Here is a 23,614-nt window from a genome sequence, read left to right as displayed (position 1 = left end):
CCCGCCGCCGACCGTACCGGGCAAAATCCCTCGGGTACAGACAGCCGGGGCGAGAAACACCCAAGCCCGCCCCGACGTCCACAAGCCGCTCGCCGAAGGCCCCGGCCGGGGCACCCCGAGATGAACGGCGTGTGGCAGCTGCGCACAATGGGCGCGTGCCCCTGACGACCGATCCGCAGCAACGACGCCGCGCCGACAGCTCTCCGTACGTCGATCTGACGCGCGCGCAGTGGAGTGCCCTGCGGGAGAAGACCCCGCTGCCCCTGACGGCCGACGAGGTCGAACGTCTGCGGGGCCTGGGCGATGTCATCGACCTCGACGAGGTACGCGATGTCTACCTCCCGCTGTCCCGGCTCCTCAACCTCTATGTCGGCGCCACCAGCAATCTGCGTGGCGCGCTGAACACCTTCCTCGGCGACGTGGGCGGCGGCCCCCAGCCCGGCACCCCGTTCGTCATCGGGGTCGCGGGCAGCGTGGCGGTCGGGAAGTCCACCACCGCGCGGCTGCTGCAGGCGCTGCTGGCCCGCTGGCCCGAGCATCCGCGGGTCGAGCTGGTCACCACCGACGGGTTCCTCTTCCCCAACGCCGAGCTGCACCGCCGCGGCCTGATGTCCCGTAAGGGCTTCCCGGAGTCGTACGACCGGCGGGCACTGACCCGCTTCGTCGCCGATGTGAAGTCCGGCAAGGCCGAGGTCACCGCGCCCGTCTACTCCCACCTGATCTACGACATCGTGCCCGGCGAGCGGCTGACCGTGCACCGCCCGGACATCCTCATCGTCGAGGGCCTGAACGTCCTGCAGCCGGCGCTGCCCGGCAAGGACGGCCGCACCCGCCTCGGGCTCGCCGACTTCTTCGACTTCTCCGTCTACGTCGACGCCCGCACCGCGGACATCGAGAAGTGGTACCTCGGCCGCTTCCGCAAGCTGCGCGAGACGGCCTTCCAGAACCCGTTCTCGTACTTCCGCAAGTACACCCAGGTCTCCGAGGACGAGGCCCTCGACTACGCCCGCATGATCTGGCGCACCGTCAACAAGCCCAACCTGCAACAGAACGTCGCCCCCACCCGCGGCCGCGCCAACCTGGTGCTGCGCAAGGGTCCTGACCACAAGGTGCAGCGGCTGTCGTTGCGCAAGCTCTAGGGAGTCGCCCGCCGTGCTGCATCTACGCCTGATCGTCCCCGCGGACCGTACGGACGAGGTGTTCCGGCTGCTGGAGACGACCGTCGGAGCGACCCATCTGGTGGTGCTGACCGGGGCGGCCCGCGACCCGCAGGGCGATGTCGTGATGTGCGATGTCGCACGGGAGGCCGCCGACGGTCTGCTGGCCCATCTCCGGGCGATGGAGCTGGACCGGACCGGTTCGATCGCGCTGGAGAACATCGATCTGTCGCTGTCCCGGCAGGCCGACCGGGCGGCGGACGACGCCCCCGGCGAGGGCGTCGACGCCGTGCTGTGGGAGTCGCTGACCGAGGCCACCCACGAGGAGTCCACGCTCTCCGCGACCTACCTGGCGTTCCTGACGGTCGCCACGATGATCGCGGCCTGCGGTGTGGTCCTCGACAACGCGATCCTGATCGTCGGCGCGATGGCCGTGGGCCCGGAGTTCGGCCCGCTCGCCGGTGTCTGCACCGCGCTCGTCCGGCGGGCCCCACGGCTGGCCTGGCGCTCCCTGGTGGCGCTGCTCGTGGGGTTCGCGGTGGCGATGGTGGTGACGGTGGGCTTCAGCCTCTTCATGGACGCGGTGGGCCTCTTCCACGCCGAGGACCTGGCGGCCGACCGGCCGAACACCAACTTCATCTACCGGCCCGACTGGTTCTCGTTCGTCGTCGCCGTGCTCGCCGGTATCGCCGGGGTGCTGTCACTGACGTCCGCGAAGTCGGGCGCCCTGGTCGGGGTGGCGATCTCCGTGACCACCGTCCCGGCCGCCGCCAACGCCGCGGTCGCCATCGGCTACCAGGAGTACGGCCAGGCCTGGCACTCCATGGAGCAGCTGCTGCTGAACCTCGTGGGCATCCTCCTGGCGGGCACCCTGACGCTGACCACCCAGAAGCTGCTGTGGGCCCGGCACGGCACCGGGCCGCGGCCGCACTAGCGAGGTCCGGCCGGCAACGGCAACGGCCCTGCCCGACGCCGGACAGTGCCGCCGCCGGGCAGGGCCGGAAGGTCAGGGTCTAGCCGAGCGCCGACTTCACCGCGTCGGCCAGCCGCTCGGCCACCGCCCGCGCCTGCTCGATGTCCGCGGCCTCCACCATCACCCGCACCAGCGGCTCCGTGCCGGACGGCCGCAGCAGCACCCGCCCGGTGGCGCCCAGTTCGTGCTCCGCCTCGGCGACCGCCGCGGTCAGCTCGTGAGAGCTGGTCACCCGCGACCTGTCGACGTCGGGGACGTTGATGAGGATCTGCGGCAGCCGCTCCATGACGCCCGCGAGCTCGGCCAGCGTCCGGCCGGTCGCGGCGACCCGGGCCCCCAGCATCAGACCGGTCAGGGTGCCGTCACCGGTGGTGGCATGGTCCAGCACGATCACGTGCCCGGACTGCTCACCGCCCAGCGCGAAGCCGTGCGCCTTCATCTCCTCCAGGACGTACCGGTCGCCGACCGCGGTCTGGACGAGGCCGATGCCCTCGCGCTCCATGGCGAGCTTGAAGCCCAGGTTGGACATCACGGTGGCGACGGCGGTGTTCTTGCGCAGCATCCCCGCGTCGCGCATCCCGACGGCGAGGACGGCCAGGATCTGGTCGCCGTCGACCTCGTTGCCCTCGTGGTCCACGGCCAGGCAGCGGTCCGCGTCACCGTCGTGGGCGACGCCGAGGTCGGCGCCGTGCTCGACCACGGCCGCACGCAGCAGCTGGAGGTGGGTGGAGCCACAACCGTCGTTGATGTTCAGGCCGTCGGGGTCGGTGCCGAGCGTGATGACATCGGCGCCGGCCCGCGCAAAGGCCTCGGGCGAGACCCGCGCCGCCGCACCGTGGGCACCGTCGATGACGATCTTCAGCCCGTCCAGACGGTTGGGCAGGACGCCGACGAGATGCGCGACATAGTTGTCGAAGCCCTCGTCGTAGACGGTGACCCGGCCCACGCCGGCGCCGGTCGGCCGCTCCCAGGGCTCACCGGAGCTGTGTGCGCGGTAGGTCTGCTCGATGCGGTCCTCCAGCTCGTCGGCGAGCTTGTGACCGCCGCGGGCGAAGAACTTGATGCCGTTGTCGGGCATCGGGTTGTGGCTGGCGGAGAGCATCACGCCGAGGTCCGCGCCGAGCGAGCCGGTCAGATACGCGACCGCCGGGGTCGGGAGTACACCCACCCGCAGCACGTCCACGCCGGCGCTGGCCAGGCCCGCGACGACCGCGGCCTCCAGGAACTCCCCGGACGCGCGTGGATCGCGTCCGACCACCGCCACCGGCCGGTGACCTTCGAAGGTGCCCACTTCGGCGAGTACATGCGCCGCAGCGACCGACAGACCGAGCGCCAGCTCCGCCGTCAGATCCGCATTGGCGACGCCGCGCACACCGTCCGTGCCGAAGAGTCGTCCCACTGGTGTCCTCCGAGTAGATGAGCTTGGACCAGAGCATTAAGTCCAGGTATACGCCCCTGGTCCCGGATAGCCGAACGCCCCGGCAGCACGGAATGGTGCCACCGGGGCGTTCGCCAAGAGCTGCATGGTGCAGCGCGCGGTTAGCGCTTGCTGTACTGCGGCGCCTTACGGGCCTTCTTCAGACCGGCCTTCTTGCGCTCGACCGCACGGTCGTCACGCTTGAGGAACCCGGCCTTCTTCAGCGTGCCGCGGTTGTTGTCGACGTCCGCCTCGTTCAGCGCACGGGCCACGCCCAGGCGCAGCGCACCGGCCTGGCCGGAGATGCCGCCGCCGGAGATGCGGGCGACAACGTCGTAGCGGTTGTCGAGCTCGAGCACCTTGAAGGGCTCGTTGACTTCCTGCTGGTGCACCTTGTTGGGGAAGTAGCCCTCAAGGGTGCGACCGTTGATCTTCCACTGGCCGGTGCCCGGAACGATCCGGACGCGGGCGATGGCGTTCTTGCGACGGCCCAGGCCGGCGGCCGGCTGCGGGTCGCCGAAGCGGGAGGCGAGGGACTCGGAGGTGTACTCCGACTCCACGACCTCGGTCTCAGTGGTGTATTCCTCGACGGCGTCGTCGTTCTCGATGACGGTCTCGGGAGTGGTCTCGGCCACGATGCTCCTCAGAATTCTCTGTCGTCTTAGGGGGTGGCCGGACTTACTGCGCGACCTGGGTGATCTCGAACGGGACCGGCTGCTGCGCAGCGTGCGGGTGCTCGGCGCCCGCGTAGACCTTCAGCTTCGAGAGCATCTGACGGCCGAGGGTGTTCTTGGGGAGCATGCCCTTGATGGCCTTCTCGACGGCCTTCTCGGGGTTCTTGTCGAGCAGCTCGTCGTAGCGGACGGAGCGCAGACCACCCGGGAAGCCCGAGTGGCGGTAAGCCATCTTCTGGGACCGCTTGTTGCCGGACAGGTGCACCTTGTCGGCGTTGACGATGATGACGAAGTCGCCCATGTCAACGTGCGGCGCGTAAACGGGCTTGTGCTTACCCCGCAGGAGGGACGCGGCCTGGCTGGCCAGACGGCCCAGGACAACGTCCTGCGCGTCAATGATGTGCCACTGGCGCTGGACATCGCCGGGCTTGGGGCTGAACGTACGCACGGTTAGCCTTCGCTTCTTCAGAGGTGGGGTATCCCCTGGCCGTGAGACCTGGGGGAAGGGTCCTGTACTGGTCACCACGATCGATCACACCAGCAGGAGCGGCACTACGGGTGACGCAACCCGATCGTCCGTCGCTGGTCATCGGCCCGGTGGACCGCGTAAGGGCCCCCTCACGTGAGATAGAGCAAGCCAATACGCATAACGAACAGGCAGAATACCGGCCCGGCCCCGGTGGGGTCAAAACGCCCCCCGAACCGGCGTGCGGTATCGGCCCGCCGACGCCTCCCCGGTCACCGAGGGTATCGGCCGCCACACGGTACCCACCCGCACCGTCTCAGGCGTCACCAGCGCAACGACACCGATGCGCCGCCGGCGCTCCCGGGGCCACCACCGGCGCGCCGCCGCCCCCGGACACCACCGGCGCGCCCTACCGCTCCCGCGCCACCCGTCGCTCGTCCCACACCGGCTCCGCCGTCTCCCGGACCCTCCCGTCCGAGCCGAACACCAGGAACCGGTCGAAGGACCGCGCGAACCACCGGTCGTGCGTCACCGCCACCACCGTCCCCTCGTACGCCTCCAGCCCCTCCTGCAGCGCCTCCGCCGACTCCAGGTCCAGGTTGTCCGTCGGCTCGTCGAGCAGCAGGGCGGTCGTGCCGGACAGCTCCAGCAGCAGGATCTGGAAGCGTGCCTGCTGGCCGCCGGAGAGCCGCTCGAAACGCTGCTCGGCCTGCTTCTCCAGCTCGTAGCGGCGCAGCGCCGACATGGCCTGCCCCTTGTCCCTGGCGTGCTCGGTCCACAGGATGTCGAGCAGGGTGCGGCCCAGCAGCTCGGGGTGGGCGTGGGTCTGCGCGAAGTGACCGGGGACGACCCTGGCCCCCAGCTTCCACGCCCCGGTGTGCGGGACGGGGTTCTGCTCGTCCCCGGCCAGCAGGCGCAGGAAGTGGGACTTCCCGGAGCCGTTGGAGCCGAGGACCGCGACCCGCTCGCCATAGAAGATCTCCAGGTCGAACGGCCTCATCAGGCCGGTCAGCTCCAGGCCCTCACAGGTGAGGGCCCGTACGCCGGTGCGCCCGCCGCGCAGCCGCATGGTGATGTCCTGCTCGCGCGGCGGCTCCGGCGGCGGCCCGGCCTCCTCGAACTTCCGCAGCCGGGTCTGCGCCGCCGCATAGCGCGAGGCCAGCTCATGGCTGACCGAGGCCGCCTGCCGCAGCGAGATCACCAGCTTCTTCAGCTGCGCATGCTTCTCGTCCCAGCGCCGCCGCAGCTCCTCGAAGCGGGCGAAGCGCTCCTTGCGCGCGTCGTGGTAGGTGTCGAAGCCCCCGCCGTGCACCCATACGTCGGAGCCCGCGGGCCCCGGCTCGACGCTGACGATCTTCTCCGCGGCACGGGCCAGCAGCTCCCGGTCGTGCGAGACGAACAACACCGTCTTACGGGTCGCCCGCAGCTGCTCCTCCAGCCACCGCTTGCCCGGCACATCCAGATAGTTGTCCGGCTCGTCCAGCAGCAGCACCTCGTCCGTGCCGCGCAGCAGTGACTCCAGCACCAGCCGCTTCTGCTCGCCCCCGGACAGCGTGCGCACCTGCCGCCACTGCGCCTTCTCGTACGGCATCCCCAGGGCTGCCGTCGTGCAGATGTCCCAGGCCGTCTCGGCCTCGTAGCCGCGCGCCTCGGCCCAGTCGCTGAGCGCCTGGGCATAGGTCATCTGCGCGGCTTCGTCATCGGCGGTCATGATCGCCAGCTCGGCGGCGTCCACCGCGGCCGCCGCCTCCCTGATCCGCGGCTGCGCCACGGAGACCAGCAGGTCACGCACCGTGCGCTCGTCCCGTACGGATCCCACGAACTGCGGCATCACGCCCAGCCCGCCGCTGACCGTCACCGCCCCGCCGTGCGGCTGCAGCTCCCCCGCGATCAGCCGCAGCAGCGTCGTCTTGCCCGCCCCATTGGCTCCCACCAACGCCACCGACGCGCCTTCCCCCACCCGGAAGGACACATCTCCCAGCAGGACCCTCCCGTCCGGCAGGTAGTACTCCAGATGTCCGGCCTCAAGATGTCCCATGGACGGGATTGTGACCGGCCTCCAAGCGTTCCACCAACCCCATTAGGATGCGCGGCATGAGCTTTGGGCAAGGGGGGCCGTTCGACGGCCCCGGGGGTTCTTCGTCGTCCACTCCGGACTGGGGTGCACTCGCCGAGGAGAGCGAGGCGCAGTCCCGCCACAAACGCCGGCTGTGGATCGGCGGCGGAGTACTGGCGGCCCTCGCGGTGGCCGGCATCGTCAGCGTCGCCGTCATGGCCGGCGGCGGTGGTTCGTCGGGCGGCAAACCGACGGCGTCGCCCACGGCGTCCGACCAGGCCGCGGCGCCGGACGACAAGCCGTCCTTCCCCGACGTCTCCGTGCCGCCCCCGCCCAACCCGCGGGACTACATCTCCGACCCCAAGAAGGACAGGGCGCCGCTCACCCCGGCCACCCTCTTCCCGCAGAAGAGCATGGTCGTCGGCGAGCACACCTATCCGCGCACCAAGACCGCCACCGCCAAGGACTGCACCGCCGCCGCCCAGGGACCGCTCGTTTCCTCGCTGTCCCACAACGGCTGCAGGCAGCTGCTGCGCGCCACGTACGCCAAGGGCGGCGTCGCGGTCACCATCGGCATCGCGGTCTTCGATTCGCCCGCCAACGCCGCCAAGGTCATGAACGAGAACAAGGCCAACCTCATGCCGCTGCCCGGCGGTGGCGTCCCCGCGGACTTCTGCCAGGGCACGAAGTGCCGGATGGCGACCAACGCCACCGGCCGCTACGCCTACTTCACGATCGCCGGCTACCTCAACGGCAAGGACGTCACCGGCACCGAGACCAAGGCCCGGCAGATCGCCCGGGACGGCGGCGCCTATGCGTTCAGCCAGATCACCCAGCGCGGCAAGGACCAGGCCGCGAAGGTCGCCGAGCAGCAGCTGCAGGACGCCCGGAAGAAGGCCGGCAAGTCCTGACCGCCTTCGGTGGCGCCGCCCTTCCCGGCGGCGCCACCACCGAAGCCGGTCAGGACACCGCTCAGCAGCAGCCGCCCCCGGGCAGCGTCCGCTTGTTCCGCGCCTCCTGGTTGCGCGCCATCAGCAGCTCATCGGCCGGGTAGCCGACCTCCTCCAGCGTCAGCCCGTGCGGCCGTACGACATGGACGGCGGAGTCCCGTACCCCGGCGGCCAGCACCTTCCCGGGCCACTCCACCGGCCGGTGCCCGTCGCCGACGAACAGCATCGCCCCCACCAGCGACCGCACCATGTTGTGGCAGAAGGCATCCGCCCGCACGGTCGCCGTGATGATCCCGTCCGCCCCGCGCGTCCAGCTCAGCTCCTGCAGCGTACGGATCGTCGTCGCGCCTTCCCGCCGCTTGCAGTACGCCGCGAAGTCGTGCTCCCCCAGCAGCGGCCGCGAGGCCTCGTTCATGGCGTCGACGTCCAGTTCCCAGTCGTGCCACAGCACATGGCCGCGCAGCAGCGGGTCCACGCCCCCGTGGTGATCGGTCACCCGGTACGCATACCGCCGCCAGATCGCCGAGAACCGCGCATTGAACCCGTACGGCGCCTCGGCCAGCCGCCACACCCGCACATCCTTCGGGAGCCGCCCGGCCAGCCGCCGCAGCAACTTGTCCCGGTGCTCGGCCCACACCGCCTCCGGCAGGTCCACGTGCGCCACCTGCCCCCGCGCATGCACCCCCGCGTCCGTCCGCCCAGCCACGGTGAGCTCATACGTCTGTCCGGACCGTGTCACCGTCCGCAGCGCGTCCTCGATCTCCCCCTGCACGGTCCGCCGGCCACCGGCCTGCTTCGCCCACCCGGAGAAGTCCTTTCCGTCGTAGGAAAGGTCCATCCGCACCCGGACGAACCCGGGCTCCACTTCGTCACTCACGACAGCAATCCTCCCTCACACCGTGGGCAGTCCTTCCGCACGGGCGAAACCCGTGGTCACAGCGGCCCCGCCGCCACCCGCCGGAACCCGCCCGCGCACACGAAAGCGGGCCCGCCCCGAAGGGCGGACCCGCTCACGCAAGGCAGGACTCAGGCGTCCTTCGACTCCTCGGTCACCTCGGCGGCCTCGGCCGCCTCCGCGTCCTTGGCCGCACGCTTGGTCGCGGCCTCGGCCTCACCGGTGGCCTGCTGGGCCACGGTCAGCGCCTCCACCAGCTCAATGACAGCCATGGGAGCGTTGTCGCCACGACGGTTACCGATCTTGGTGATGCGGGTGTAGCCACCCGGACGGTTCTCGAACCGCGGGGCGATCTCCGTGAAGAGCGTGTGCACGACGCTCTTGTCCGAGATCAGCTGCATGACCTGACGGCGGTTGTGAAGGTCGCCCTTCTTCGCCTTGGTCACCAGACGCTCCGAGTACGGACGCAGACGACGGGCCTTGGCCTCGGTCGTCGTGATGCGGCCGTGCTCGAAGAGCGCGGTGGCCAGGTTGCGCAGCATCAGACGCTCGTGCGCAGCGCTGCCGCCCAGACGGGCACCCTTGGCGGGCTTCGGCATGGTGTTTCTCCTTCTTTGCTGCACCGGCCGTATCAGGTACCGGTGTCAGTTCCCACGAGGCGGGCGCCCCGCGGAAGATCACACGTCTGAGGCCCGGGACACGGCCCGGGCCCCGGACGGACAAACTCAGTACTGCTCGGTCTCCACGAACCCGGCGTCCGCGTCGTCGTCCGCGCCGAAGGCGTCGGCGGCGGCGGTCGGGTCGAATCCGGGCGGGCTGTCCTTGAGGGCCAGGCCCATGCCGGCCAGCTTCGCCTTGACCTCGTCGATCGACTTCGCACCGAAGTTGCGGATGTCGAGCAGGTCGGCCTCGGAGCGCGCCACGAGCTCACCCACGGAGTGGATGCCCTCACGCTTGAGGCAGTTGTACGAGCGGACCGTGAGCTCCAGCTCCTCGATCGGCAGCGCCAGGTCGGCGGCCAGGGCGGCGTCCGTGGGGGACGGGCCCATGTCGATGCCCTCGGCGTCGATGTTGAGCTCACGCGCCAGACCGAACAGCTCGACCAGGGTCTTACCGGCGGACGCCATGGCGTCACGCGGGCGCATGGCCTGCTTGGTCTCGACGTCGACGATCAGCTTGTCGAAGTCGGTGCGCTGCTCGACACGGGTCGCCTCGACCTTGTACGTGACCTTGAGCACCGGCGAGTAGATGGAGTCGACCGGGATACGGCCGATCTCCTGGCCCACCTGCTTGTTCTGGACGGCGGAGACATAGCCGCGACCGCGCTCGACGGTCAGCTCCATCTCCAGCTTGCCCTTGCCGTTGAGGGTGGCGAGGACCAGGTCCGGGTTGTGCACCTCGACACCGGCCGGCGGGGCGATGTCAGCAGCGGTGACCAGGCCGGGGCCCTGCTTGCGCAGGTACATCACGACCGGCTCGTCGTGCTCCGAGGAGACGACCAGCTGCTTGATGTTGAGGATGAGGTCGGTGACGTCCTCCTTGACGCCCGGCACGGTGGTGAACTCGTGCAGGACACCGTCGATGCGGATGGACGTGACCGCCGCACCCGGAATCGAGGACAGGAGGGTACGACGCAGGGAGTTGCCGAGGGTGTAGCCGAAGCCCGGCTCCAGCGGCTCGATCACGAACCGGGAGCGGTATTCGTCGACGACCTCTTCGGTCAACGAGGGACGCTGAGCAATCAGCATGGTGTTCGATCCTTCAGTCGTGGACGCCCGCTATTTGACGTCCGCTGTACTGACAAGGGTACGGGCGGCACGGCGCCATTGGCTCCGTACCGCCCCCACCGGTCAGCTCTTACTTGGAGTAGAGCTCAACGATCAGCTGCTCCTGCACCTGGGTGTCGATCACCTGGCGCTCGGGCATGCTGTGCACGAGGATCCGGAGATTCGACGGGATCGCTTCCAGCCAGGCCGGAACGGTCCTGTCGCCCGCCTCGGCCTGCGCCACCGCGAACGGGGTCAGGTTCCGAGAGTTCTCGCGGACCTCGATGATGTCGTTCGCAGCCACCCGAGCCGACGGAATGTCGGTCTTGCGGCCGTTCACGGTGATGTGTCCGTGACGGACCAGCTGACGGGCGTGGTCGCGGGACTTGGCGAAGCCGGCCCGGTAGACCACGTTGTCGAGACGAGTCTCAAGGATGCGCAGAAGGTTCTCACCGGTCTTGCCGGTCTTCTGGTTCGCTTCCTTGTAGTAGTTCACGAACTGCTTCTCCAGGACACCGTAGATACGGCTGCACTTCTGCTTCTCACGAAGCTGGAGCAGGTACTCGCTGTCCTTGGTGCGCCCGCGACCGTGCTCACCCGGGGGGTAAGGACGAATCTCGATCGGGCACTTTGCGCTCTCGCACTTGCTCCCCTTGAGGAAGAGCTTCTGCTTCTCCCGACGGCAACGCTTGCAGTCGGCCCCGGTGTAACGCGCCATATTGTTTTGTCTCCTACTTCAGCTGGTCAGACGCGGCGGCGCTTGGGCGGGCGGCATCCGTTGTGCGGAGTGGGGGTGACGTCCTGGATCGAACCCACCTCGAGGCCGGTGGCCTGGAGGGAGCGGATCGCGGTCTCACGGCCGGAGCCGGGACCCTTGACGAAGACGTCGACCTTGCGCATGCCGTGCTCCTGCGCGCGGCGGGCGGCCGACTCGGCGGCCATCTGCGCGGCGAAGGGGGTGGACTTGCGCGAGCCCTTGAAGCCGACGTGGCCGGCAGAGGCCCAAGAGATCACGTTGCCCGTGGGGTCCGTGATCGAAACGATCGTGTTGTTGAACGTGCTCTTGATGTGAGCGTGCCCGTGGGCAACGTTCTTCTTCTCCTTGCGGCGCACCTTCTTGGCGCCGGCCGTACGGCCCTTCGGAGGCATTCATTACTCCCGTGGAGGTGGTCGGTCCTACAGCGAAGACCGCTGATGAGCGTCCTGCTGAGGACTACTTCTTGCCCGGCTTCTTCTTGCCGGCGATCGCGCGACGCGGACCCTTGCGGGTACGGGCGTTCGTGCTGGTGCGCTGACCGTGCACCGGCAGACCGCGGCGGTGACGCAGACCCTGGTAGCAGCCGATCTCGACCTTGCGGCGGATGTCGGCCTGGATCTCGCGACGGAGGTCACCCTCGGTCTTGAGGTTGTTGTCCACGAACTCGCGGATCTTGACGAGGTCTTCCTCGGCCAGGTCGCGAACACGGGTGTTCGGGTCCACGCCGGTGGCGGCGAGGGTCTGCTGCGACAGCGTCCGCCCGATACCGAAGACGTAGGTGAGGGCGACCTCCACACGCTTTTCGCGCGGGAGATCAACGCCTGCGAGGCGTGCCATTGATGTGGCTCCTGATGGCTATTCGGAGGTCTTCCGCAGCACCGTTCCCGTAAGACTCTGCAGAATTACGAGCCGGGTCCCCGGCCTCCGAGCCGGGGGTGTCGTCCCCACGCGAGTGATGCGGGGGTCGGGTGACTGCGTATGTACGTATGTGATTGCGTCGCGCGAAAACTGCGAAATGCAGGTGGTCGGCGTGCGTCAGCCCTGGCGCTGCTTGTGGCGCAGGTTGTCGCAGATGACCATGACCCGGCCGTGACGGCGGATCACCTTGCACTTGTCGCAGATCTTCTTGACGCTCGGCTTGACCTTCATGGGATGTGAGGTTCTCCGGGTCAGTGCCGTCACCCCACGGGAGCGGGGCGCCGACAAGATCTACTTGTAGCGGTAGACGATCCGGCCACGCGTCAGGTCGTACGGAGAAAGCTCCACCACGACCCGGTCATCCGGGAGGATACGGATGTAGTGCATCCGCATCTTGCCGCTGATGTGCGCGAGGACCTTGTGACCGTTCTGGAGCTCCACCTTGAACATGGCGTTCGGGAGGGACTCGATCACGGTGCCCTCGATTTCGATGGCACCTTGCTTCTTGGCCACGCTTCGCCCTTCGAATCGGCTACCTTGATCGACACTCCCGCACCTCGCCCTCAACCAAGAGGGCATACGGATGCACGAGAGCCGACGCGTCAGTCTACGCCAGTGCCTAGGAAAAGACGAATCCAGGATTATTGCCCACCCTGGGAGATCATTACGCCACCGCCCTCTCCGGAGCGGTCGGCTCAGGCGGTGGGGCGGGCTCCCCCGGCCCTTAAGCGGAAGGGTCGGGCGCCGTGGTGATGCCCAGCTCGGCCAGCTTGGCCTTGCCGCCGTCCGGCGCGGTCAGCACCAGCGGGCCATCCTCGGTCAGCGCGACCGAGTGCTCCCAGTGCGAGGACCAGCTGCCGTCGTTCGACTTGACCGTCCAGTCGTCGTCGAGGACGTGGGTCTTGGCCGTGCCGAGATTGACCATCGGCTCGATGGCGATGCAGAAGCCGGGCACCAGCTTCGGTCCGCGGCCGCGCTTGCGGTCGACGTAGTTCAGCAGATGCGGGTCCATGTGCATCTGCGAGCCGATGCCGTGGCCGCCGTAGTCCTCGACGATGCCGTACTTACCGCCGGCCGGCCGCGGCTGGCGGCGGATGTAGCCCTCGATCGCCTTGGAGATGTCGACCAGCCGGTTGCCCTTGGCGACCGCCGCGATGCCCGCCCACATCGACTCCTCGGTGACCCGGCTCAGCTCGACCAGCTCTGCCGAGTGACCGGACCCGACGAAGGCGGTGTACGCCGCGTCGCCGTGCCAGCCGTCGATGATCGCGCCGCAGTCGATGGAGATGATGTCGCCGTCCTGCAGCACCGTCTCGGTGTCGGGGATGCCGTGGACCACGACATCGTTGACCGAGGTGCAGATCGTCGCGGGGAAGCCGCCGTAACCGAGGAAGTTCGACTTCGCTCCGTGCTCGGCGAGCACCTTGCGTGCGGCGTCGTCCAGGTCCTTGGTCGTGGCGCCGGGCACCGCGGCCTTCCGGGTCGCCGCGTGAATGGCGGCGACCACCAGCCCCGCCTCGCGCATCTTCGCGATCTGCTCGGGGGTCTTGATCTCCACCATTACGGCTGGCGCCTTCCTGAACCGACTACAACGCTTGTCCGGCGGTCATCACGACCGCCCCGTACACGATACGGCCGCGGTACCCCTTGCGGGGACCGCGGCCGTATCGGAAGCCGTGCGGTGCTACGCGTCCCGGGACGGCAGGGCCGCCATGGCCCGCCGGGTGACCTCGTCGACCTTCCCCATTGCCGGGATGGTGACGACCAGGTCCTGGTCCTTGTAGTAGTCGATGATCGGCTCGGTCTCCGTGTGGTAGACCTCCAGCCGCTTGCGCACGGTCTCCTCGCGGTCGTCGTCCCGCTGGTACAGCTCGCCGTCGCAGGTGTCGCAGACACCCTCGCACTCCGGCTTGTTGTACTCGGCGTGGAAGACATGGCTGCTGTCGCGGCGGCAGATGCGCCGGCCGGCGATCCGCTTGACGACCTCGTCCTCCGGGACCTCCAGGTCCAGGACGGCGTCCAGCTTGAGGCCCTTGTCCTTGAGGTACTCGTCCAGCGCCTTGGCCTGGCCAAGGTTGCGCGGGAAGCCGTCCAGGAGGAAACCATTGGCCGCGTCGGGCTGTTCCATACGGTCCTCGGCCATCGCGATGGTGACCGAGTCGGGCACCAGATTGCCGGCGTCCATGTACGACTTCGCCTCGCGGCCGAGGGGCGTGCCCTGGCTGATGTTGGCGCGGAACAGGTCCCCCGTGGAGATGTGCGGGATCTCGAGGTTCTTGGCAAGGTACGCAGCCTGCGTACCCTTGCCGGCCCCCGGGGGTCCGACGAGGACGATTCGCATCAGCGGAGGAACCCTTCGTAGTTGCGCTGCTGAAGCTGGCTCTCGATCTGCTTCACGGTCTCCAGGCCCACACCCACGATGATGAGGATGCTCGTCCCGCCGAACGGGAAATTCTGGTTCGCGTTGAAAAGCACCAACGCCACTGTTGGTACGAGCGCGATCAGCCCCAGGTACAGCGAGCCCGGCCACGTGATCCGGTTGAGCACGTAGCTGAGGTACTCGGCCGTCGGGCGACCAGCCCGGATACCCGGGATGAAGCCACCATACTTCTTCATGTTGTCGGCAACTTCTTCGGGGTTGAAGCTGATGGCGACGTAGAAGAAGGCGAAGAACACGATCAGCAGGAAGTACGTAACGATGTAAACCGGGTGATTTCCCTTGGTGAAGTTGGTGGCGATCCACGTCGCCCATGCCGCCTTCGACCCGCTGAACTGTGCAACGAGGGCTGGAATGTAGAGCAGCGATGACGCGAAGATGACGGGAATCACACCCGCCTGATTCACCTTGAGCGGGATGTACGTGGACGTACCGCCATAGGACCGGCGGCCGATCATCCGCTTCGCGTACTGCACCGGGATGCGCCGCTGGGCCTGCTCGACGAAGACCACCAGGGCGACCATCGCCAGGCCCACCGCGATCACCGCGAAGAACTCGATCCAGCCGTCGGCCAGCTTGCCGGTGAGCTTGATCTGCCACAGCGCGCCCGGGAAGCCGGCAGCGATCGAGATGAACATCAGGATCGACATGCCGTTGCCGATGCCGCGGTCGGTGACGAGTTCACCGAGCCACATGATCAGGCCGGTGCCGGCGGTCATCGTGATGACCATCGTGATGGTGGTGAAGATCGAGTCGCTGGGCACGATCTCGCTGGCGACCGGGCAGCTCTGGAAGAGCGCACCACTGCGGGCGGTGGCCACCAGGCCGGTGCCCTGCAGGATGGCGAGCGCCACGGTCAGATAGCGGGTGTACTGGGTGATCTTCCCCTGCCCGGACTGCCCCTCTTTCTTGAGGGCTTCCAGCCGCGGAATCACCACGGTCAGCAGCTGGAGGATGATGCTCGCCGTGATGTACGGCATGATCCCCAGCGCGAAGATCGTGATCTGCAGCAGCGCACCACCGCTGAACATGTTCACCAGGGCGAACAACCCGCTGTTGCCGCCGGCCTGCTTCATGCAGGTCGCGACGTTCGCGTAGTTCACCCCGGGGACCGGGACATGTGCGCCGATCCGGTAGAGCACCACGATGCCCAATGTGAACAGCAGCTTCTTGCGCAGGTCGGGCGTCTTGAACGCTCGGGCGAACGCGGTGAGCACGGTGCCTCCTGCGCCCCTCGCCTTGAATGCGAGAGGTGACGGTCTTGAGGATCGACGAATACTTGGCGGCCAGAACCGCACGGGCAGGGCTCGTACGGCGGGGTTCCGGGGCCATGCCCCGAAAAATAACAGTGCATGCCACCTTACCGGCGAGCCTACCCCCGTGGAACGACCAACCGGGGATGCCCCAAACGATGGGCATCCCCGGTCAGTTGAGCCAGCGAACTCAGATGAGCTCGGTGACGGTGCCGCCGGCAGCGGCGATCTTCTCCTTGGCGGAGCCGGAGACGGCGTCAACCGTCACCTGCAGCGCCACGGAGATCTCGCCGGCGCCCAGCACCTTGACGAGCTCGTTGTTGCGCACCGCGCCCTTGGCGACCAGGTCGGCCACCGTGACCTCGCCACCCTGCGGGTAGAGCGCGGCCAGCCGGTCCAGGTTCACGACCTGGAACTGCTTGTGGGCGGGGTTCTTGAAGCCCTTCAGCTTCGGGAGACGCATGTGGAGGGGCATCTGCCCGCCCTCGAAGCGCTCCGGAACCTGGTAACGGGCCTTCGTGCCCTTGGTACCACGACCAGCAGTCTTACCCTTGGACGCCTCACCACGACCGACACGGGTCTTGGCGGTCTTGGCACCCGGGGCAGGACGGAGGTTGTGGACCTTCAGCGGGTTGGTCTCCGCCATGTCAGTCGACCTCCTCAACCGTCACGAGGTGGCGGACGGTGTGCACCATTCCGCGGAACTCGGGGCGGTCCTCCTTGACAACCACGTCGTTGAGCCGCTTGAGGCCCAGCGAACGAAGGGTGTCGCGGTGGTTCTGCTTGCTACCGATGAAAGACTTCGTCTGCGTGATCTTGAGGTGCGCCATCACGCGGTCACCCCGGCACGCGCCCGCAGCAGAGCGGCGGGAGCAACGTCCTCCAGCGGCAGGCCACGACGGGCCGCGATCTCCTCGGGGCGCTGAAGGCCCCGAAGCGCGGTCACCGTGGCGTGCACGATGTTGATCGGGTTCGACGAACCGAGCGACTTGCTCAGCACGTCGTGGATGCCCGCGCACTCCAGAACGGCACGCACGGGGCCACCGGCGATCACACCGGTACCGGGGGAAGCCGGCTTGAGCAGGACGACGCCCGCAGCCTTCTCGCCCTGGATGGGGTGAGGGATGGTGCCCTGGATACGGGGGACCTTGAAGAAGTTCTTCTTGGCCTCTTCCACGCCCTTGGCGATGGCAGCCGGAACTTCCTTGGCCTTGCCGTAACCGACACCTACGGTGCCGTCACCATCGCCCACCACGACCAGCGCGGTGAAGCTGAAGCGACGGCCACCCTTGACAACCTTGGCGACACGGTTGATCGCGACAACGCGCTCAACGTATGCGGTCTTCTCGGCGGCAGCGCCGCCGTCGCGACCCTTCCGGTCCCGCCGCTCGCCGCCACCGGCACCGCTCCCGCGGCGCTGGGGTCCAGCCATTGGATTTACCTCTCTCTGTTACGTCCGCTAGCTCCGGAACCGGGGCTTAGAACTTCAGCCCGGCTTCGCGGGCGGCGTCGGCCAGAGCGGCAATCCGCCCGGCGTACTGCTTGCCACCACGGTCGAACACGACGGCCTCGACACCGGCGGCCTTGGCACGCTCGGCGACCAGGGAGCCGACCTTCTTGGCCTGAGCGCTCTTGTCGCCCTCGCCACCACGGATCGACGCGTCCAGGCTCGACGCCGAGGCCACAGTGTGGCCCGCGATGTCGTCGATGACCTGCGCGGTGATGCCACGGTTGGACCGCGTCACCACCAGACGCGGACGCTCCGGGGTACCCGAAATCCGCTTACGGATGCGGATGTGGCGCCGCTTTGCGGCGGCACGCTTGTAAGCGTCGCCCTTGGCGATCTTCACACCGTATGCCATGGCTTACTTACCAGCCTTTCCGACCTTGCGGCGGATGACCTCGCCGGCGTACTTGACGCCCTTGGCCTTGTACGGGTCAGGCTTGCGCAGCTTGCGGATGTTCGCCGCAACCTCGCCGACCTTCTGCTTGTCGATGCCCTCGACGCTGAGCTTGGTCGGGGACTCGACCTTGAAGGAGATGCCCTCGGGCGCCTCGACGACGATGGGGTGGCTGTAGCCCAGGGCGAACTCCAGGTTGGAGCCCTTCGCCTGGACGCGGTAACCGACACCGCTGATCTCGAGCGCCTTGCTGTAGCCCTGGGTCACGCCGGTGATCATGTTCGCCACCAGCGTGCGGGACAGGCCGTGCAGGGCCTTGTTCTGACGCTCGTCGTTCGGGCGGGAGACGGTGACGACACCGTCCTCACCCTTGGCGACCTCGATGGGCGCCGCGACGGTGTGCGAGAGGGAACCCTTGGGGCCCTTCACCGCGACCGTACGGCCCTCGATGGTGACGTCCACACCAGCGGGAACCTGGATGGGCAGCTTGCCAATACGCGACATTAGCTATTCCTCCGTTCCCTGGTTACCAGACGTAGGCGAGGACTTCCCCACCCACGCCCTTCTTGCTGGCCTGCTGACCGGTCAGGAGACCGTGGGACGTGGAGATGATCGCCACGCCCAGGCCGCCGAGGACCTTCGGCAGGTTGGTGGACTTTGCGTAGACCCGCAGGCCCGGCTTCGAGATCCGCTTGATGCCGGCGATCGAGCGCTCGCGGTTCGGGCCGAACTTCAGCTCGAGGACGAGGTTCTTGCCAACCTCGGCGTCCTCGACGCGCCAGCCGGTGATGTAGCCCTCCTGCTGGAGGATCTCCGCGATGTGCGACTTGATCTTGCTGTGCGGCATCACGACGTCGTCGTGGTATGCCGAGTTCGCGTTACGCAGACGGGTCAGCATGTCTGCGATGGGATCAGTCATGGTCATGAATTGGCCTTCGGCCTCTCTCGCCGGGGTTTCCTATGTGCGCCATCCCTCTCCCCGATCAGAGTCGGGACGGGTGCGGCGCGGGGACCTACGGCGTAGTAAGCGACTTTATGCGGGCGCGGCCCGCGGTCGGTCTCGGGCGGCGGTGCGCCCAAACCCTTCTACCCTACGGGAAAGAAGAGGTGGGCGCCCGCCGGCCGAATGCTTACCGAGAGCCCTGGTCGTCCCAATTAAGGGATTACCAGGAGCTCTTGGTCACGCCCGGCAGCTCGCCACGGTGAGCCATCTCACGAAGGCACACGCGGCACAGGCCGAACTTGCGGTAGACGGAGTGCGGACGGCCGCAGCGCTGGCAACGCGTGTACGCGCGGACAGCAAACTTCGGCTTACGAGCCGCCTTAGCGATCAGAGCCTTCTTCGCCACGGTCAGTTCTCCTTGAACGGGAAGCCGAGGTGACGAAGCAGGGCGCGGCCCTCATCGTCGTTGGACGCCGTGGTGACCACGGTGATGTCCATGCCCCGCGTCCGGTCGATCTTGTCCTGGTCGATCTCGTGGAACATGACCTGCTCCGTGAGACCGAAGGTGTAGTTGCCCCGACCGTCGAACTGCTTCGGGGACAGACCACGGAAGTCGCGGATGCGCGGCAGCGCGAGCGACAGCAGGCGGTCCAGGAACTCCCACATGCGGTCACCACGGAGGGTGACGTGGGCACCGATCGGCTGGCCCTCACGCAGCTTGAACTGCGCGATGGACTTACGGGCCTTGGTGACGGCCGGCTTCTGTCCGGTGATCGTGGTGAGGTCGCGGATGGCGCCCTCGATCAGCTTGGAGTCGCGGGCGGCGTCGCCCACACCCATGTTGACCACGATCTTGGTCAGACCGGGGATCTGCATGACGTTCTCGAGCGAGAACTCGTCCTTCAGCTTCCCGGCGATCTCTTCGCGGTAGCGCGTCTTGAGACGCGGCGCGTTGGTGGTGGCAGTCATCAGATGTCCTCACCGGTCCGCTTGGCAACGCGGATCTTGTTGCCCTCGTCGTCGAAGCGGTACCCGACGCGGCTGACGACCTTGTTGCCGTCCTTCTCCACCACGAGCTGAACATTGCTCACGTGGACAGGGGCTTCGGTCGTCACGATGCCGCCGGTCTTCGAACCACGAGCGGACTGTCCGGCCTTGGTGTGCTTCTTGACCCGGTTGACACCCTCGACCAGGACACGGTCCTCGCGGGGGAAGGCCTGGATGACCTTGCCCTGCTTGCCCTTGTCCTTACCGGTGATGACCTGGACCAGGTCGCCCTTCTTGATCTTCATCGGTTACAGCACCTCCGGCGCGAGCGAGATGATCTTCATGAACTTCTTCTCGCGCAGCTCCCGGCCCACGGGGCCGAAGATGCGGGTGCCGCGGGGGTCGCCATCGTTCTTGAGGATGACGGCCGCGTTCTCGTCGAAGCGGATGTACGAGCCGTCCGGACGGCGGCGCTCCTTGACGGTGCGAACGATGACCGCCTTGATGACGTCACCCTTCTTCACGTTGCCACCGGGGATCGCGTCCTTCACGGTGGCGACGATGACGTCACCGATGCCCGCGTAGCGGCGACCGGAACCACCGAGAACACGGATGCAAAGGATCTCCTTCGCACCAGTGTTGTCGGCGACACGCAGTCGCGACTCCTGCTGGATCACGTCTATCTCCTGTTTGTCTGCCGGTTCCCGGCAGGGGCTTTCCTCTGATGAGGCGAGCCCCTGCCGAGCCTGGCGGAACTGTTCCTAGGGGGTCCCCCTAGGAGGGATTACTTGGCCTTCTCGAGGATCTCGACGATGCGCCAGCGCTTGGTGGCGGACAGCGGCCGGGTCTCCATCAGGAGGACACGGTCGCCGACGCCGGCAGCGTTCTGCTCGTCGTGCGCCTTGAGCTTGTTGGTACGGCGGATGACCTTGCCGTACAGCGCGTGCTTGACACGGTCCTCGACAGCGACGACGACGGTCTTGTCCATCTTGTCGCTGACGACGAGACCCTCACGGGTCTTGCGGAAACCGCGCTCGTTCGTCTCAGTCACATTCTTCTCGCTCATCAGGCGCTCTCCACCGTCTCGATGCCCAGCTCGCGCTCACGCATCAGGGTGTAGATCCGGGCGATGTCCTTACGGACGGACTTGAGCCGACCGTGGTTCTCGAGCTGTCCGGTCGCCGCCTGGAAGCGGAGGTTGAACAGCTCCTCCTTGGCCTCACGAAGCTTGCCGACGAGGTCCTCGTCATTCAGCTCGCGCAGCTCGGTCGCCTTGATACCGGCCGCCATCACGACTCACCTGCCTCGCGCCGCACAATGCGGCACTTCATCGGAAGCTTGTGGGCGGCGCGGGTCAGCGCCTCCTTGGCAACCTTTTCGTTCGGGAAGGACAGCTCGAACATCACCCGACCGGGCTTGACGTTCGCGACCCACCACTCCGGAGAACCCTTACCGGAACCCATGCGGGTTTCGGCCGGCTTCTTCGTGAGCGGGCGGTCCGGGTAAATGTTGATCCAGACCTTGCCGCCACGCTTGATGTGACGGGTCATCGCGATACGAGCGGACTCGATCTGACGGTTCGTCACGTAAGCCGGGGTGACGGCCTGAATGCCGTACTCACCGAAGGCCAGCTCGGTGCCACCCTTGGCCATACCACTGCGCTTCGGGTGGTGCTGCTTGCGGTGCTTGACCCTGCGAGGGATCAGCATGTCGGTCAGGCCTCCGTTCCGGGGGTCTCCGCCGGAGCAGCGGCAGCAGCCTCGGCCTTGGGGGCCTCGGCAGCGCCGGTCTGCTGCTGCGGCTTGCGGCCACCACGGCCGCCACGCTCGCCACCGCGACGCGGGCGGTCGTTGCCGCCACCGCGGGCCGGGCGGTTACCCGCACGGGCGGCAGCGTTCTCGGCACGCACCTCGGCGATGTTCTTGACGTCGCCCTTGTAGATCCAGACCTTCACACCGATACGGCCGAAGGTGGTCTTGGCCTCGAAGAAGCCGTAGTCGACGTTCGCGCGGAGCGTGTGCAGGGGCACACGGCCCTCGCGGTAGAACTCCGAGCGGGACATCTCGGCGCCGCCGAGACGGCCACCGCACTGGATCTTGATGCCCTTGGCGCCGGCCTTCATCGTCGACTGCATGCTCTTACGCATGGCGCGACGGAAGGAGACGCGGGAGGAGAGCTGCTCGGCGACGGCCTGGGCCACGAGCTGAGCATCGGTCTCGGGGTTCTTGACCTCGAGGATGTTCAGCTGGACCTGCTTGCCGGTCAGCTTCTCCAGCTCGCCGCGGATGCGGTCGGCCTCGGCGCCGCGGCGGCCGATGACGATGCCCGGACGAGCGGTGTGGATGTCAACGCGGACGCGCTCACGGGTGCGCTCGATCTCCACCTTGGAGATACCGGCGCGCTCCATGCCCTTCGTCATCATGCGACGAATGGCGACGTCTTCCTTGACGTAGTCCTTGTACAGCTTGTCGGCGTACCAGCGCGACTTGAAGTCGGTGGTGATGCCGAGCCGGAACCCGTGCGGGTTAACCTTCTGGCCCATTACCGGGTTCCTTCCTTGCTGCTGACGACCACGGTGATGTGGCTGGTCCGCTTGCGGATCCGGTAGGCACGGCCCTGGGCACGCGGACGGAACCGCTTCAGGGTCGGGCCCTCGTCGACGAATGCCTCGGAGATGACGAGGCTGCCGGCGTCGGTGTGGTCGTAGTTGTGCGCGGCGTTGGCAATGGCGCTGTCCAGCACCTTGCCAACCGGCACGCTCGCGGCCTGCGGGGCGAAACGCAGGACCGCCTGAGCCTCCGTGGCATCCATGCCACGGATAAGGTCCACCACGCGGCGGGCCTTCATGGGCGTGACGCGGATGTACCGCGCCTGGGCCCTGGCTTCCATGGTTGTCCCTTCGGTGTCAGTCATAGTCTTCGCACTCCGCCGATCAACGACGCCGCGACTTGCGGTCGTCCTTCTCGTGGCCGCGGAAGGTGCGGGTCGGCGCAAACTCGCCGAGCTTGTGGCCGACCATCGACTCGGTGACGAACACCGGGACGTGCTTGCGGCCGTCATGCACCGCGATCGTGTGGCCGAGCATGGCCGGGACGATCATGGAGCGGCGGGACCAGGTCTTGATGACGTTCTTGGTGCCGGCATCGTTCTGAACATCCACCTTCTTGGAAAGGTGGTCGTCGACGAAGGGCCCCTTCTTGAGACTGCGCGGCATCTAAACCCGCTCCTAGCGCTTCTTGTTCGTCTTGCGGCGGCGGACGATGTACTTGTTGCTCGCCTTCTTCGGCGAACGAGTACGACCCTCCTTCTGACCCCACGGCGAGACCGGGTGGCGACCACCGGAGGTCTTGCCCTCACCACCACCGTGCGGGTGGTCGACGGGGTTCATCACGACACCACGCACGGTCGGGCGGACGCCCTTCCAGCGCATGCGGCCGGCCTTACCCCAGTTGATGTTCGACTGCTCGGCGTTGCCGACCTCGCCGACAGTGGCGCGGCAGCGCACGTCGACCAGGCGGATCTCACCGGACGGCATACGAAGGTGGGCCATGCGGCCCTCCTTCGCCAGCAGCTGCACGGAGGCGCCGGCCGAGCGGGCGAACTTCGCACCGCCGCCCGGACGCAGTTCGATCGCGTGGATCGTCGTACCCACGGGGATGTGACGCAGCGGCAGGTTGTTGCCCGGCTTGATGTCGGCGCCAGCGCCGTTCTCAATCCGAGCACCCTGCGCCAGGCCACGGGGCGCGATGATGTAGCGCTTCTCGCCGTCTGCGTAGTGCAGCAGCGCGATGCGCGCGGTGCGGTTCGGGTCGTACTCGATGTGCGCGACCTTGGCCGGCACGCCGTCCTTGTCGTGACGACGGAAGTCGATCACTCGGTAGGCGCGCTTGTGGCCACCGCCCTGGTGGCGAACGGTCACACGACCGGCGTTGTTACGGCCGCCCTTGCTGTGCAGCGGGCGGACCAGCGACTTCTCCGGCGTGGACCGCGTGATCTCGACAAAGTCGGCGACGCTGGAGCCACGACGGCCCGGGGTCGTCGGCTTGTACTTGCGGATACCCATT

At 67.5% G+C, this 23,614-nt stretch carries 35 protein-coding genes; 3 read left to right on the top strand and 32 right to left on the bottom strand.

Annotated features, from left to right (window positions below):
• Positions 1-155 precede the first annotated feature (155 nt).
• Both coaA and ACWGI6_RS03280 read left to right on the top strand, forming a co-directional pair.
• Positions 156-1,139 carry a type I pantothenate kinase gene (gene coaA / locus ACWGI6_RS03285; protein ID WP_393906369.1) on the top strand — a complete coding sequence of 328 codons (984 nt, stop codon included), beginning with the start codon at positions 156-158 and terminating at the stop codon, positions 1,137-1,139.
• Positions 1,140-1,152: 13 nt separating this feature from the next.
• Complete coding sequence (locus ACWGI6_RS03280; RefSeq protein WP_453265874.1) at positions 1,153-2,091, top strand: DUF389 domain-containing protein; 939 nt, start codon at positions 1,153-1,155, stop codon at positions 2,089-2,091.
• 79 nt (positions 2,092-2,170) lie between these two features.
• Here the strand turns inward: ACWGI6_RS03280 and glmM are convergent, their stop codons facing one another.
• The 4 genes from glmM to ACWGI6_RS03260 form a co-directional block, all read right to left on the bottom strand.
• Positions 2,171-3,529, bottom strand: a complete 1,359-nt coding sequence (glmM, locus tag ACWGI6_RS03275; protein WP_453265873.1) for a phosphoglucosamine mutase — start codon at positions 3,527-3,529, stop codon at positions 2,171-2,173.
• 140 nt (positions 3,530-3,669) lie between these two features.
• On the bottom strand, positions 3,670-4,182 hold the full coding sequence (gene rpsI, locus ACWGI6_RS03270) for a 30S ribosomal protein S9 (protein WP_453265872.1): 513 nt from the start codon (positions 4,180-4,182) through the stop codon (positions 3,670-3,672).
• Positions 4,183-4,225: 43 nt separating this feature from the next.
• Positions 4,226-4,669 carry a 50S ribosomal protein L13 gene (gene rplM / locus ACWGI6_RS03265; protein WP_393487445.1) on the bottom strand — a complete coding sequence of 148 codons (444 nt, stop codon included), beginning with the start codon at positions 4,667-4,669 and terminating at the stop codon, positions 4,226-4,228.
• Between the two features lie 427 nt (positions 4,670-5,096).
• On the bottom strand, positions 5,097-6,725 hold the full coding sequence (locus ACWGI6_RS03260; RefSeq protein ID WP_453265871.1) for an ABC-F family ATP-binding cassette domain-containing protein: 1,629 nt from the start codon (positions 6,723-6,725) through the stop codon (positions 5,097-5,099).
• Positions 6,726-6,781: 56 nt separating this feature from the next.
• Between ACWGI6_RS03260 and ACWGI6_RS03255 the strand changes: the two genes are divergently transcribed.
• On the top strand, positions 6,782-7,654 hold the full coding sequence (locus ACWGI6_RS03255) for a hypothetical protein (protein ID WP_453265870.1): 873 nt from the start codon (positions 6,782-6,784) through the stop codon (positions 7,652-7,654).
• Between the two features lie 61 nt (positions 7,655-7,715).
• On the opposite strand, the gene truA is transcribed toward ACWGI6_RS03255, so the two are convergent.
• The 28 genes from truA to rplB all read right to left on the bottom strand — a co-directional run bounded on the left by truA (position 7,716) and on the right by rplB (position 23,613).
• A complete protein-coding gene (truA, locus tag ACWGI6_RS03250; RefSeq protein ID WP_453265869.1) occupies positions 7,716-8,570 on the bottom strand; it encodes a tRNA pseudouridine(38-40) synthase TruA in 855 nt (284 codons plus the stop codon).
• Between the two features lie 149 nt (positions 8,571-8,719).
• Complete coding sequence (rplQ, locus tag ACWGI6_RS03245) at positions 8,720-9,187, bottom strand: 50S ribosomal protein L17 (RefSeq protein ID WP_393906375.1); 468 nt, start codon at positions 9,185-9,187, stop codon at positions 8,720-8,722.
• 126 nt (positions 9,188-9,313) lie between these two features.
• A complete protein-coding gene (locus ACWGI6_RS03240; protein WP_003956430.1) occupies positions 9,314-10,336 on the bottom strand; it encodes a DNA-directed RNA polymerase subunit alpha in 1,023 nt (340 codons plus the stop codon).
• A gap of 109 nt (positions 10,337-10,445) precedes the next feature.
• A complete protein-coding gene (rpsD, locus tag ACWGI6_RS03235; RefSeq protein WP_393906376.1) occupies positions 10,446-11,072 on the bottom strand; it encodes a 30S ribosomal protein S4 in 627 nt (208 codons plus the stop codon).
• Between the two features lie 26 nt (positions 11,073-11,098).
• Positions 11,099-11,503, bottom strand: a complete 405-nt coding sequence (gene rpsK, locus ACWGI6_RS03230; protein WP_004571845.1) for a 30S ribosomal protein S11 — start codon at positions 11,501-11,503, stop codon at positions 11,099-11,101.
• Positions 11,504-11,567: 64 nt separating this feature from the next.
• Entirely contained in the window at positions 11,568-11,948 is a 381-nt protein-coding gene (rpsM, locus tag ACWGI6_RS03225; protein ID WP_168479930.1) for a 30S ribosomal protein S13, read from the bottom strand.
• A gap of 198 nt (positions 11,949-12,146) precedes the next feature.
• Positions 12,147-12,260: a 50S ribosomal protein L36 gene (rpmJ, locus tag ACWGI6_RS03220; protein WP_003956441.1), complete on the bottom strand. Its 114-nt coding sequence runs from the start codon at positions 12,258-12,260 to the stop codon at positions 12,147-12,149.
• A gap of 60 nt (positions 12,261-12,320) precedes the next feature.
• On the bottom strand, positions 12,321-12,542 hold the full coding sequence (infA, locus tag ACWGI6_RS03215; RefSeq protein ID WP_003956442.1) for a translation initiation factor IF-1: 222 nt from the start codon (positions 12,540-12,542) through the stop codon (positions 12,321-12,323).
• Between the two features lie 211 nt (positions 12,543-12,753).
• Positions 12,754-13,590, bottom strand: coding sequence for a type I methionyl aminopeptidase (gene map, locus ACWGI6_RS03210; RefSeq protein WP_453265868.1), 837 nt, complete (start codon positions 13,588-13,590; stop codon positions 12,754-12,756).
• A 123-nt stretch (positions 13,591-13,713) separates the two neighbouring features.
• Positions 13,714-14,370, bottom strand: a complete 657-nt coding sequence (locus ACWGI6_RS03205; protein WP_453265867.1) for an adenylate kinase — start codon at positions 14,368-14,370, stop codon at positions 13,714-13,716.
• Positions 14,370-15,683, bottom strand: coding sequence for a preprotein translocase subunit SecY (gene secY / locus ACWGI6_RS03200; protein WP_453265866.1), 1,314 nt, complete (start codon positions 15,681-15,683; stop codon positions 14,370-14,372). The genes ACWGI6_RS03205 and secY overlap by 1 nt, the downstream gene beginning before the upstream one ends.
• Before the next feature lie 226 nt (positions 15,684-15,909).
• Positions 15,910-16,365 carry a 50S ribosomal protein L15 gene (gene rplO / locus ACWGI6_RS03195; protein WP_453265865.1) on the bottom strand — a complete coding sequence of 152 codons (456 nt, stop codon included), beginning with the start codon at positions 16,363-16,365 and terminating at the stop codon, positions 15,910-15,912.
• A gap of 1 nt (position 16,366) precedes the next feature.
• Complete coding sequence (rpmD, locus tag ACWGI6_RS03190) at positions 16,367-16,549, bottom strand: 50S ribosomal protein L30 (RefSeq protein WP_030074796.1); 183 nt, start codon at positions 16,547-16,549, stop codon at positions 16,367-16,369.
• The gene (rpsE, locus tag ACWGI6_RS03185; RefSeq protein ID WP_393906380.1) at positions 16,549-17,151 is read right to left on the bottom strand and encodes a 30S ribosomal protein S5; all 603 of its coding nucleotides are present in this window, start codon (positions 17,149-17,151) and stop codon (positions 16,549-16,551) included. The genes rpmD and rpsE overlap by 1 nt, the downstream gene beginning before the upstream one ends.
• A gap of 46 nt (positions 17,152-17,197) precedes the next feature.
• Complete coding sequence (rplR, locus tag ACWGI6_RS03180) at positions 17,198-17,581, bottom strand: 50S ribosomal protein L18 (protein WP_086717614.1); 384 nt, start codon at positions 17,579-17,581, stop codon at positions 17,198-17,200.
• A gap of 3 nt (positions 17,582-17,584) precedes the next feature.
• Positions 17,585-18,124: a 50S ribosomal protein L6 gene (rplF, locus tag ACWGI6_RS03175; protein ID WP_393906381.1), complete on the bottom strand. Its 540-nt coding sequence runs from the start codon at positions 18,122-18,124 to the stop codon at positions 17,585-17,587.
• Between the two features lie 22 nt (positions 18,125-18,146).
• Complete coding sequence (rpsH, locus tag ACWGI6_RS03170; RefSeq protein ID WP_129295746.1) at positions 18,147-18,545, bottom strand: 30S ribosomal protein S8; 399 nt, start codon at positions 18,543-18,545, stop codon at positions 18,147-18,149.
• Between the two features lie 238 nt (positions 18,546-18,783).
• On the bottom strand, positions 18,784-18,969 hold the full coding sequence (locus ACWGI6_RS03165; protein WP_004571834.1) for a type Z 30S ribosomal protein S14: 186 nt from the start codon (positions 18,967-18,969) through the stop codon (positions 18,784-18,786).
• 2 nt (positions 18,970-18,971) lie between these two features.
• The gene (rplE, locus tag ACWGI6_RS03160; protein ID WP_086717611.1) at positions 18,972-19,532 is read right to left on the bottom strand and encodes a 50S ribosomal protein L5; all 561 of its coding nucleotides are present in this window, start codon (positions 19,530-19,532) and stop codon (positions 18,972-18,974) included.
• Positions 19,532-19,855: a 50S ribosomal protein L24 gene (gene rplX / locus ACWGI6_RS03155; protein WP_453265864.1), complete on the bottom strand. Its 324-nt coding sequence runs from the start codon at positions 19,853-19,855 to the stop codon at positions 19,532-19,534. The genes rplE and rplX overlap by 1 nt, the downstream gene beginning before the upstream one ends.
• Before the next feature lie 3 nt (positions 19,856-19,858).
• Positions 19,859-20,227 (bottom strand): 50S ribosomal protein L14, encoded by a 369-nt coding sequence (gene rplN, locus ACWGI6_RS03150; protein ID WP_003992364.1) that lies wholly within the window; start codon positions 20,225-20,227, stop codon positions 19,859-19,861.
• A gap of 107 nt (positions 20,228-20,334) precedes the next feature.
• Entirely contained in the window at positions 20,335-20,616 is a 282-nt protein-coding gene (rpsQ, locus tag ACWGI6_RS03145; protein WP_006604882.1) for a 30S ribosomal protein S17, read from the bottom strand.
• Positions 20,616-20,840 (bottom strand): 50S ribosomal protein L29, encoded by a 225-nt coding sequence (gene rpmC, locus ACWGI6_RS03140; protein WP_030074787.1) that lies wholly within the window; start codon positions 20,838-20,840, stop codon positions 20,616-20,618. The genes rpsQ and rpmC overlap by 1 nt, the downstream gene beginning before the upstream one ends.
• Positions 20,840-21,259: a 50S ribosomal protein L16 gene (rplP, locus tag ACWGI6_RS03135; protein ID WP_006604880.1), complete on the bottom strand. Its 420-nt coding sequence runs from the start codon at positions 21,257-21,259 to the stop codon at positions 20,840-20,842. The genes rpmC and rplP overlap by 1 nt, the downstream gene beginning before the upstream one ends.
• A gap of 5 nt (positions 21,260-21,264) precedes the next feature.
• Entirely contained in the window at positions 21,265-22,092 is an 828-nt protein-coding gene (gene rpsC / locus ACWGI6_RS03130; RefSeq protein ID WP_359010258.1) for a 30S ribosomal protein S3, read from the bottom strand.
• Positions 22,092-22,439, bottom strand: coding sequence for a 50S ribosomal protein L22 (gene rplV, locus ACWGI6_RS03125; protein ID WP_184575744.1), 348 nt, complete (start codon positions 22,437-22,439; stop codon positions 22,092-22,094). Before rplV ends, rpsC begins: the two co-directional genes overlap by 1 nt.
• A 43-nt stretch (positions 22,440-22,482) precedes the next feature.
• The gene (rpsS, locus tag ACWGI6_RS03120) at positions 22,483-22,764 is read right to left on the bottom strand and encodes a 30S ribosomal protein S19 (RefSeq protein WP_018090899.1); all 282 of its coding nucleotides are present in this window, start codon (positions 22,762-22,764) and stop codon (positions 22,483-22,485) included.
• A 12-nt stretch (positions 22,765-22,776) separates the two neighbouring features.
• Positions 22,777-23,613, bottom strand: a complete 837-nt coding sequence (gene rplB, locus ACWGI6_RS03115; protein ID WP_030074780.1) for a 50S ribosomal protein L2 — start codon at positions 23,611-23,613, stop codon at positions 22,777-22,779.
• Position 23,614 lies beyond the last annotated feature (1 nt).

The sequence above is a fragment of the Streptomyces sp. NPDC054786 genome, assembly GCF_053611685.1.
The sequence above is the reverse complement of the archived record's forward strand: the minus strand, read 5'-3'. Positions and strand labels throughout refer to the sequence as shown.

Bases quoted from the DNA above. Each gene is read 5' to 3' on its own strand.
- rplE (WP_086717611.1), bottom strand. From the start codon at position 19,532: ATGACTGCCACCACCAACGCGCCGCGTCTCAAGACGCGCTACCGCGAA.
- rpmJ (WP_003956441.1), bottom strand. From the start codon at position 12,260: ATGAAGGTCAAGCCGAGCGTCAAGAAGATCTGCGACAAGTGCAAGGTG.
- map (WP_453265868.1), bottom strand. From the start codon at position 13,590: ATGGTGGAGATCAAGACCCCCGAGCAGATCGCGAAGATGCGCGAGGCG.
- rplB (WP_030074780.1), bottom strand. From the start codon at position 23,613: ATGGGTATCCGCAAGTACAAGCCGACGACCCCGGGCCGTCGTGGCTCC.
- ACWGI6_RS03260 (WP_453265871.1), bottom strand. From the start codon at position 6,725: ATGGGACATCTTGAGGCCGGACATCTGGAGTACTACCTGCCGGACGGG.
- rpsQ (WP_006604882.1), bottom strand. From the start codon at position 20,616: ATGAGCGAGAAGAATGTGACTGAGACGAACGAGCGCGGTTTCCGCAAG.
- rplX (WP_453265864.1), bottom strand. From the start codon at position 19,855: ATGAAGATCAAGAAGGGCGACCTGGTCCAGGTCATCACCGGTAAGGAC.
- rpsD (WP_393906376.1), bottom strand. From the start codon at position 11,072: ATGGCGCGTTACACCGGGGCCGACTGCAAGCGTTGCCGTCGGGAGAAG.
- ACWGI6_RS03255 (WP_453265870.1), top strand. From the start codon at position 6,782: ATGAGCTTTGGGCAAGGGGGGCCGTTCGACGGCCCCGGGGGTTCTTCG.
- rplO (WP_453265865.1), bottom strand. From the start codon at position 16,365: ATGGCGGAGACCAACCCGCTGAAGGTCCACAACCTCCGTCCTGCCCCG.
- rpsK (WP_004571845.1), bottom strand. From the start codon at position 11,503: ATGCCTCCGAAGGGCCGTACGGCCGGCGCCAAGAAGGTGCGCCGCAAG.
- ACWGI6_RS03240 (WP_003956430.1), bottom strand. From the start codon at position 10,336: ATGCTGATTGCTCAGCGTCCCTCGTTGACCGAAGAGGTCGTCGACGAA.
- rplR (WP_086717614.1), bottom strand. From the start codon at position 17,581: ATGGCATACGGTGTGAAGATCGCCAAGGGCGACGCTTACAAGCGTGCC.
- rpsH (WP_129295746.1), bottom strand. From the start codon at position 18,545: ATGACCATGACTGATCCCATCGCAGACATGCTGACCCGTCTGCGTAAC.
- rpsM (WP_168479930.1), bottom strand. From the start codon at position 11,948: ATGGCACGCCTCGCAGGCGTTGATCTCCCGCGCGAAAAGCGTGTGGAG.
- rpsC (WP_359010258.1), bottom strand. From the start codon at position 22,092: ATGGGCCAGAAGGTTAACCCGCACGGGTTCCGGCTCGGCATCACCACC.
- rpsS (WP_018090899.1), bottom strand. From the start codon at position 22,764: ATGCCGCGCAGTCTCAAGAAGGGGCCCTTCGTCGACGACCACCTTTCC.
- rplP (WP_006604880.1), bottom strand. From the start codon at position 21,259: ATGCTGATCCCTCGCAGGGTCAAGCACCGCAAGCAGCACCACCCGAAG.
- rpmD (WP_030074796.1), bottom strand. From the start codon at position 16,549: ATGGCGCACCTCAAGATCACGCAGACGAAGTCTTTCATCGGTAGCAAG.
- rpsE (WP_393906380.1), bottom strand. From the start codon at position 17,151: ATGGCTGGACCCCAGCGCCGCGGGAGCGGTGCCGGTGGCGGCGAGCGG.
- rplF (WP_393906381.1), bottom strand. From the start codon at position 18,124: ATGTCGCGTATTGGCAAGCTGCCCATCCAGGTTCCCGCTGGTGTGGAC.
- rplV (WP_184575744.1), bottom strand. From the start codon at position 22,439: ATGGAAGCCAGGGCCCAGGCGCGGTACATCCGCGTCACGCCCATGAAG.
- rpmC (WP_030074787.1), bottom strand. From the start codon at position 20,840: ATGGCGGCCGGTATCAAGGCGACCGAGCTGCGCGAGCTGAATGACGAG.
- ACWGI6_RS03205 (WP_453265867.1), bottom strand. From the start codon at position 14,370: ATGCGAATCGTCCTCGTCGGACCCCCGGGGGCCGGCAAGGGTACGCAG.
- rplQ (WP_393906375.1), bottom strand. From the start codon at position 9,187: ATGCCGAAGCCCGCCAAGGGTGCCCGTCTGGGCGGCAGCGCTGCGCAC.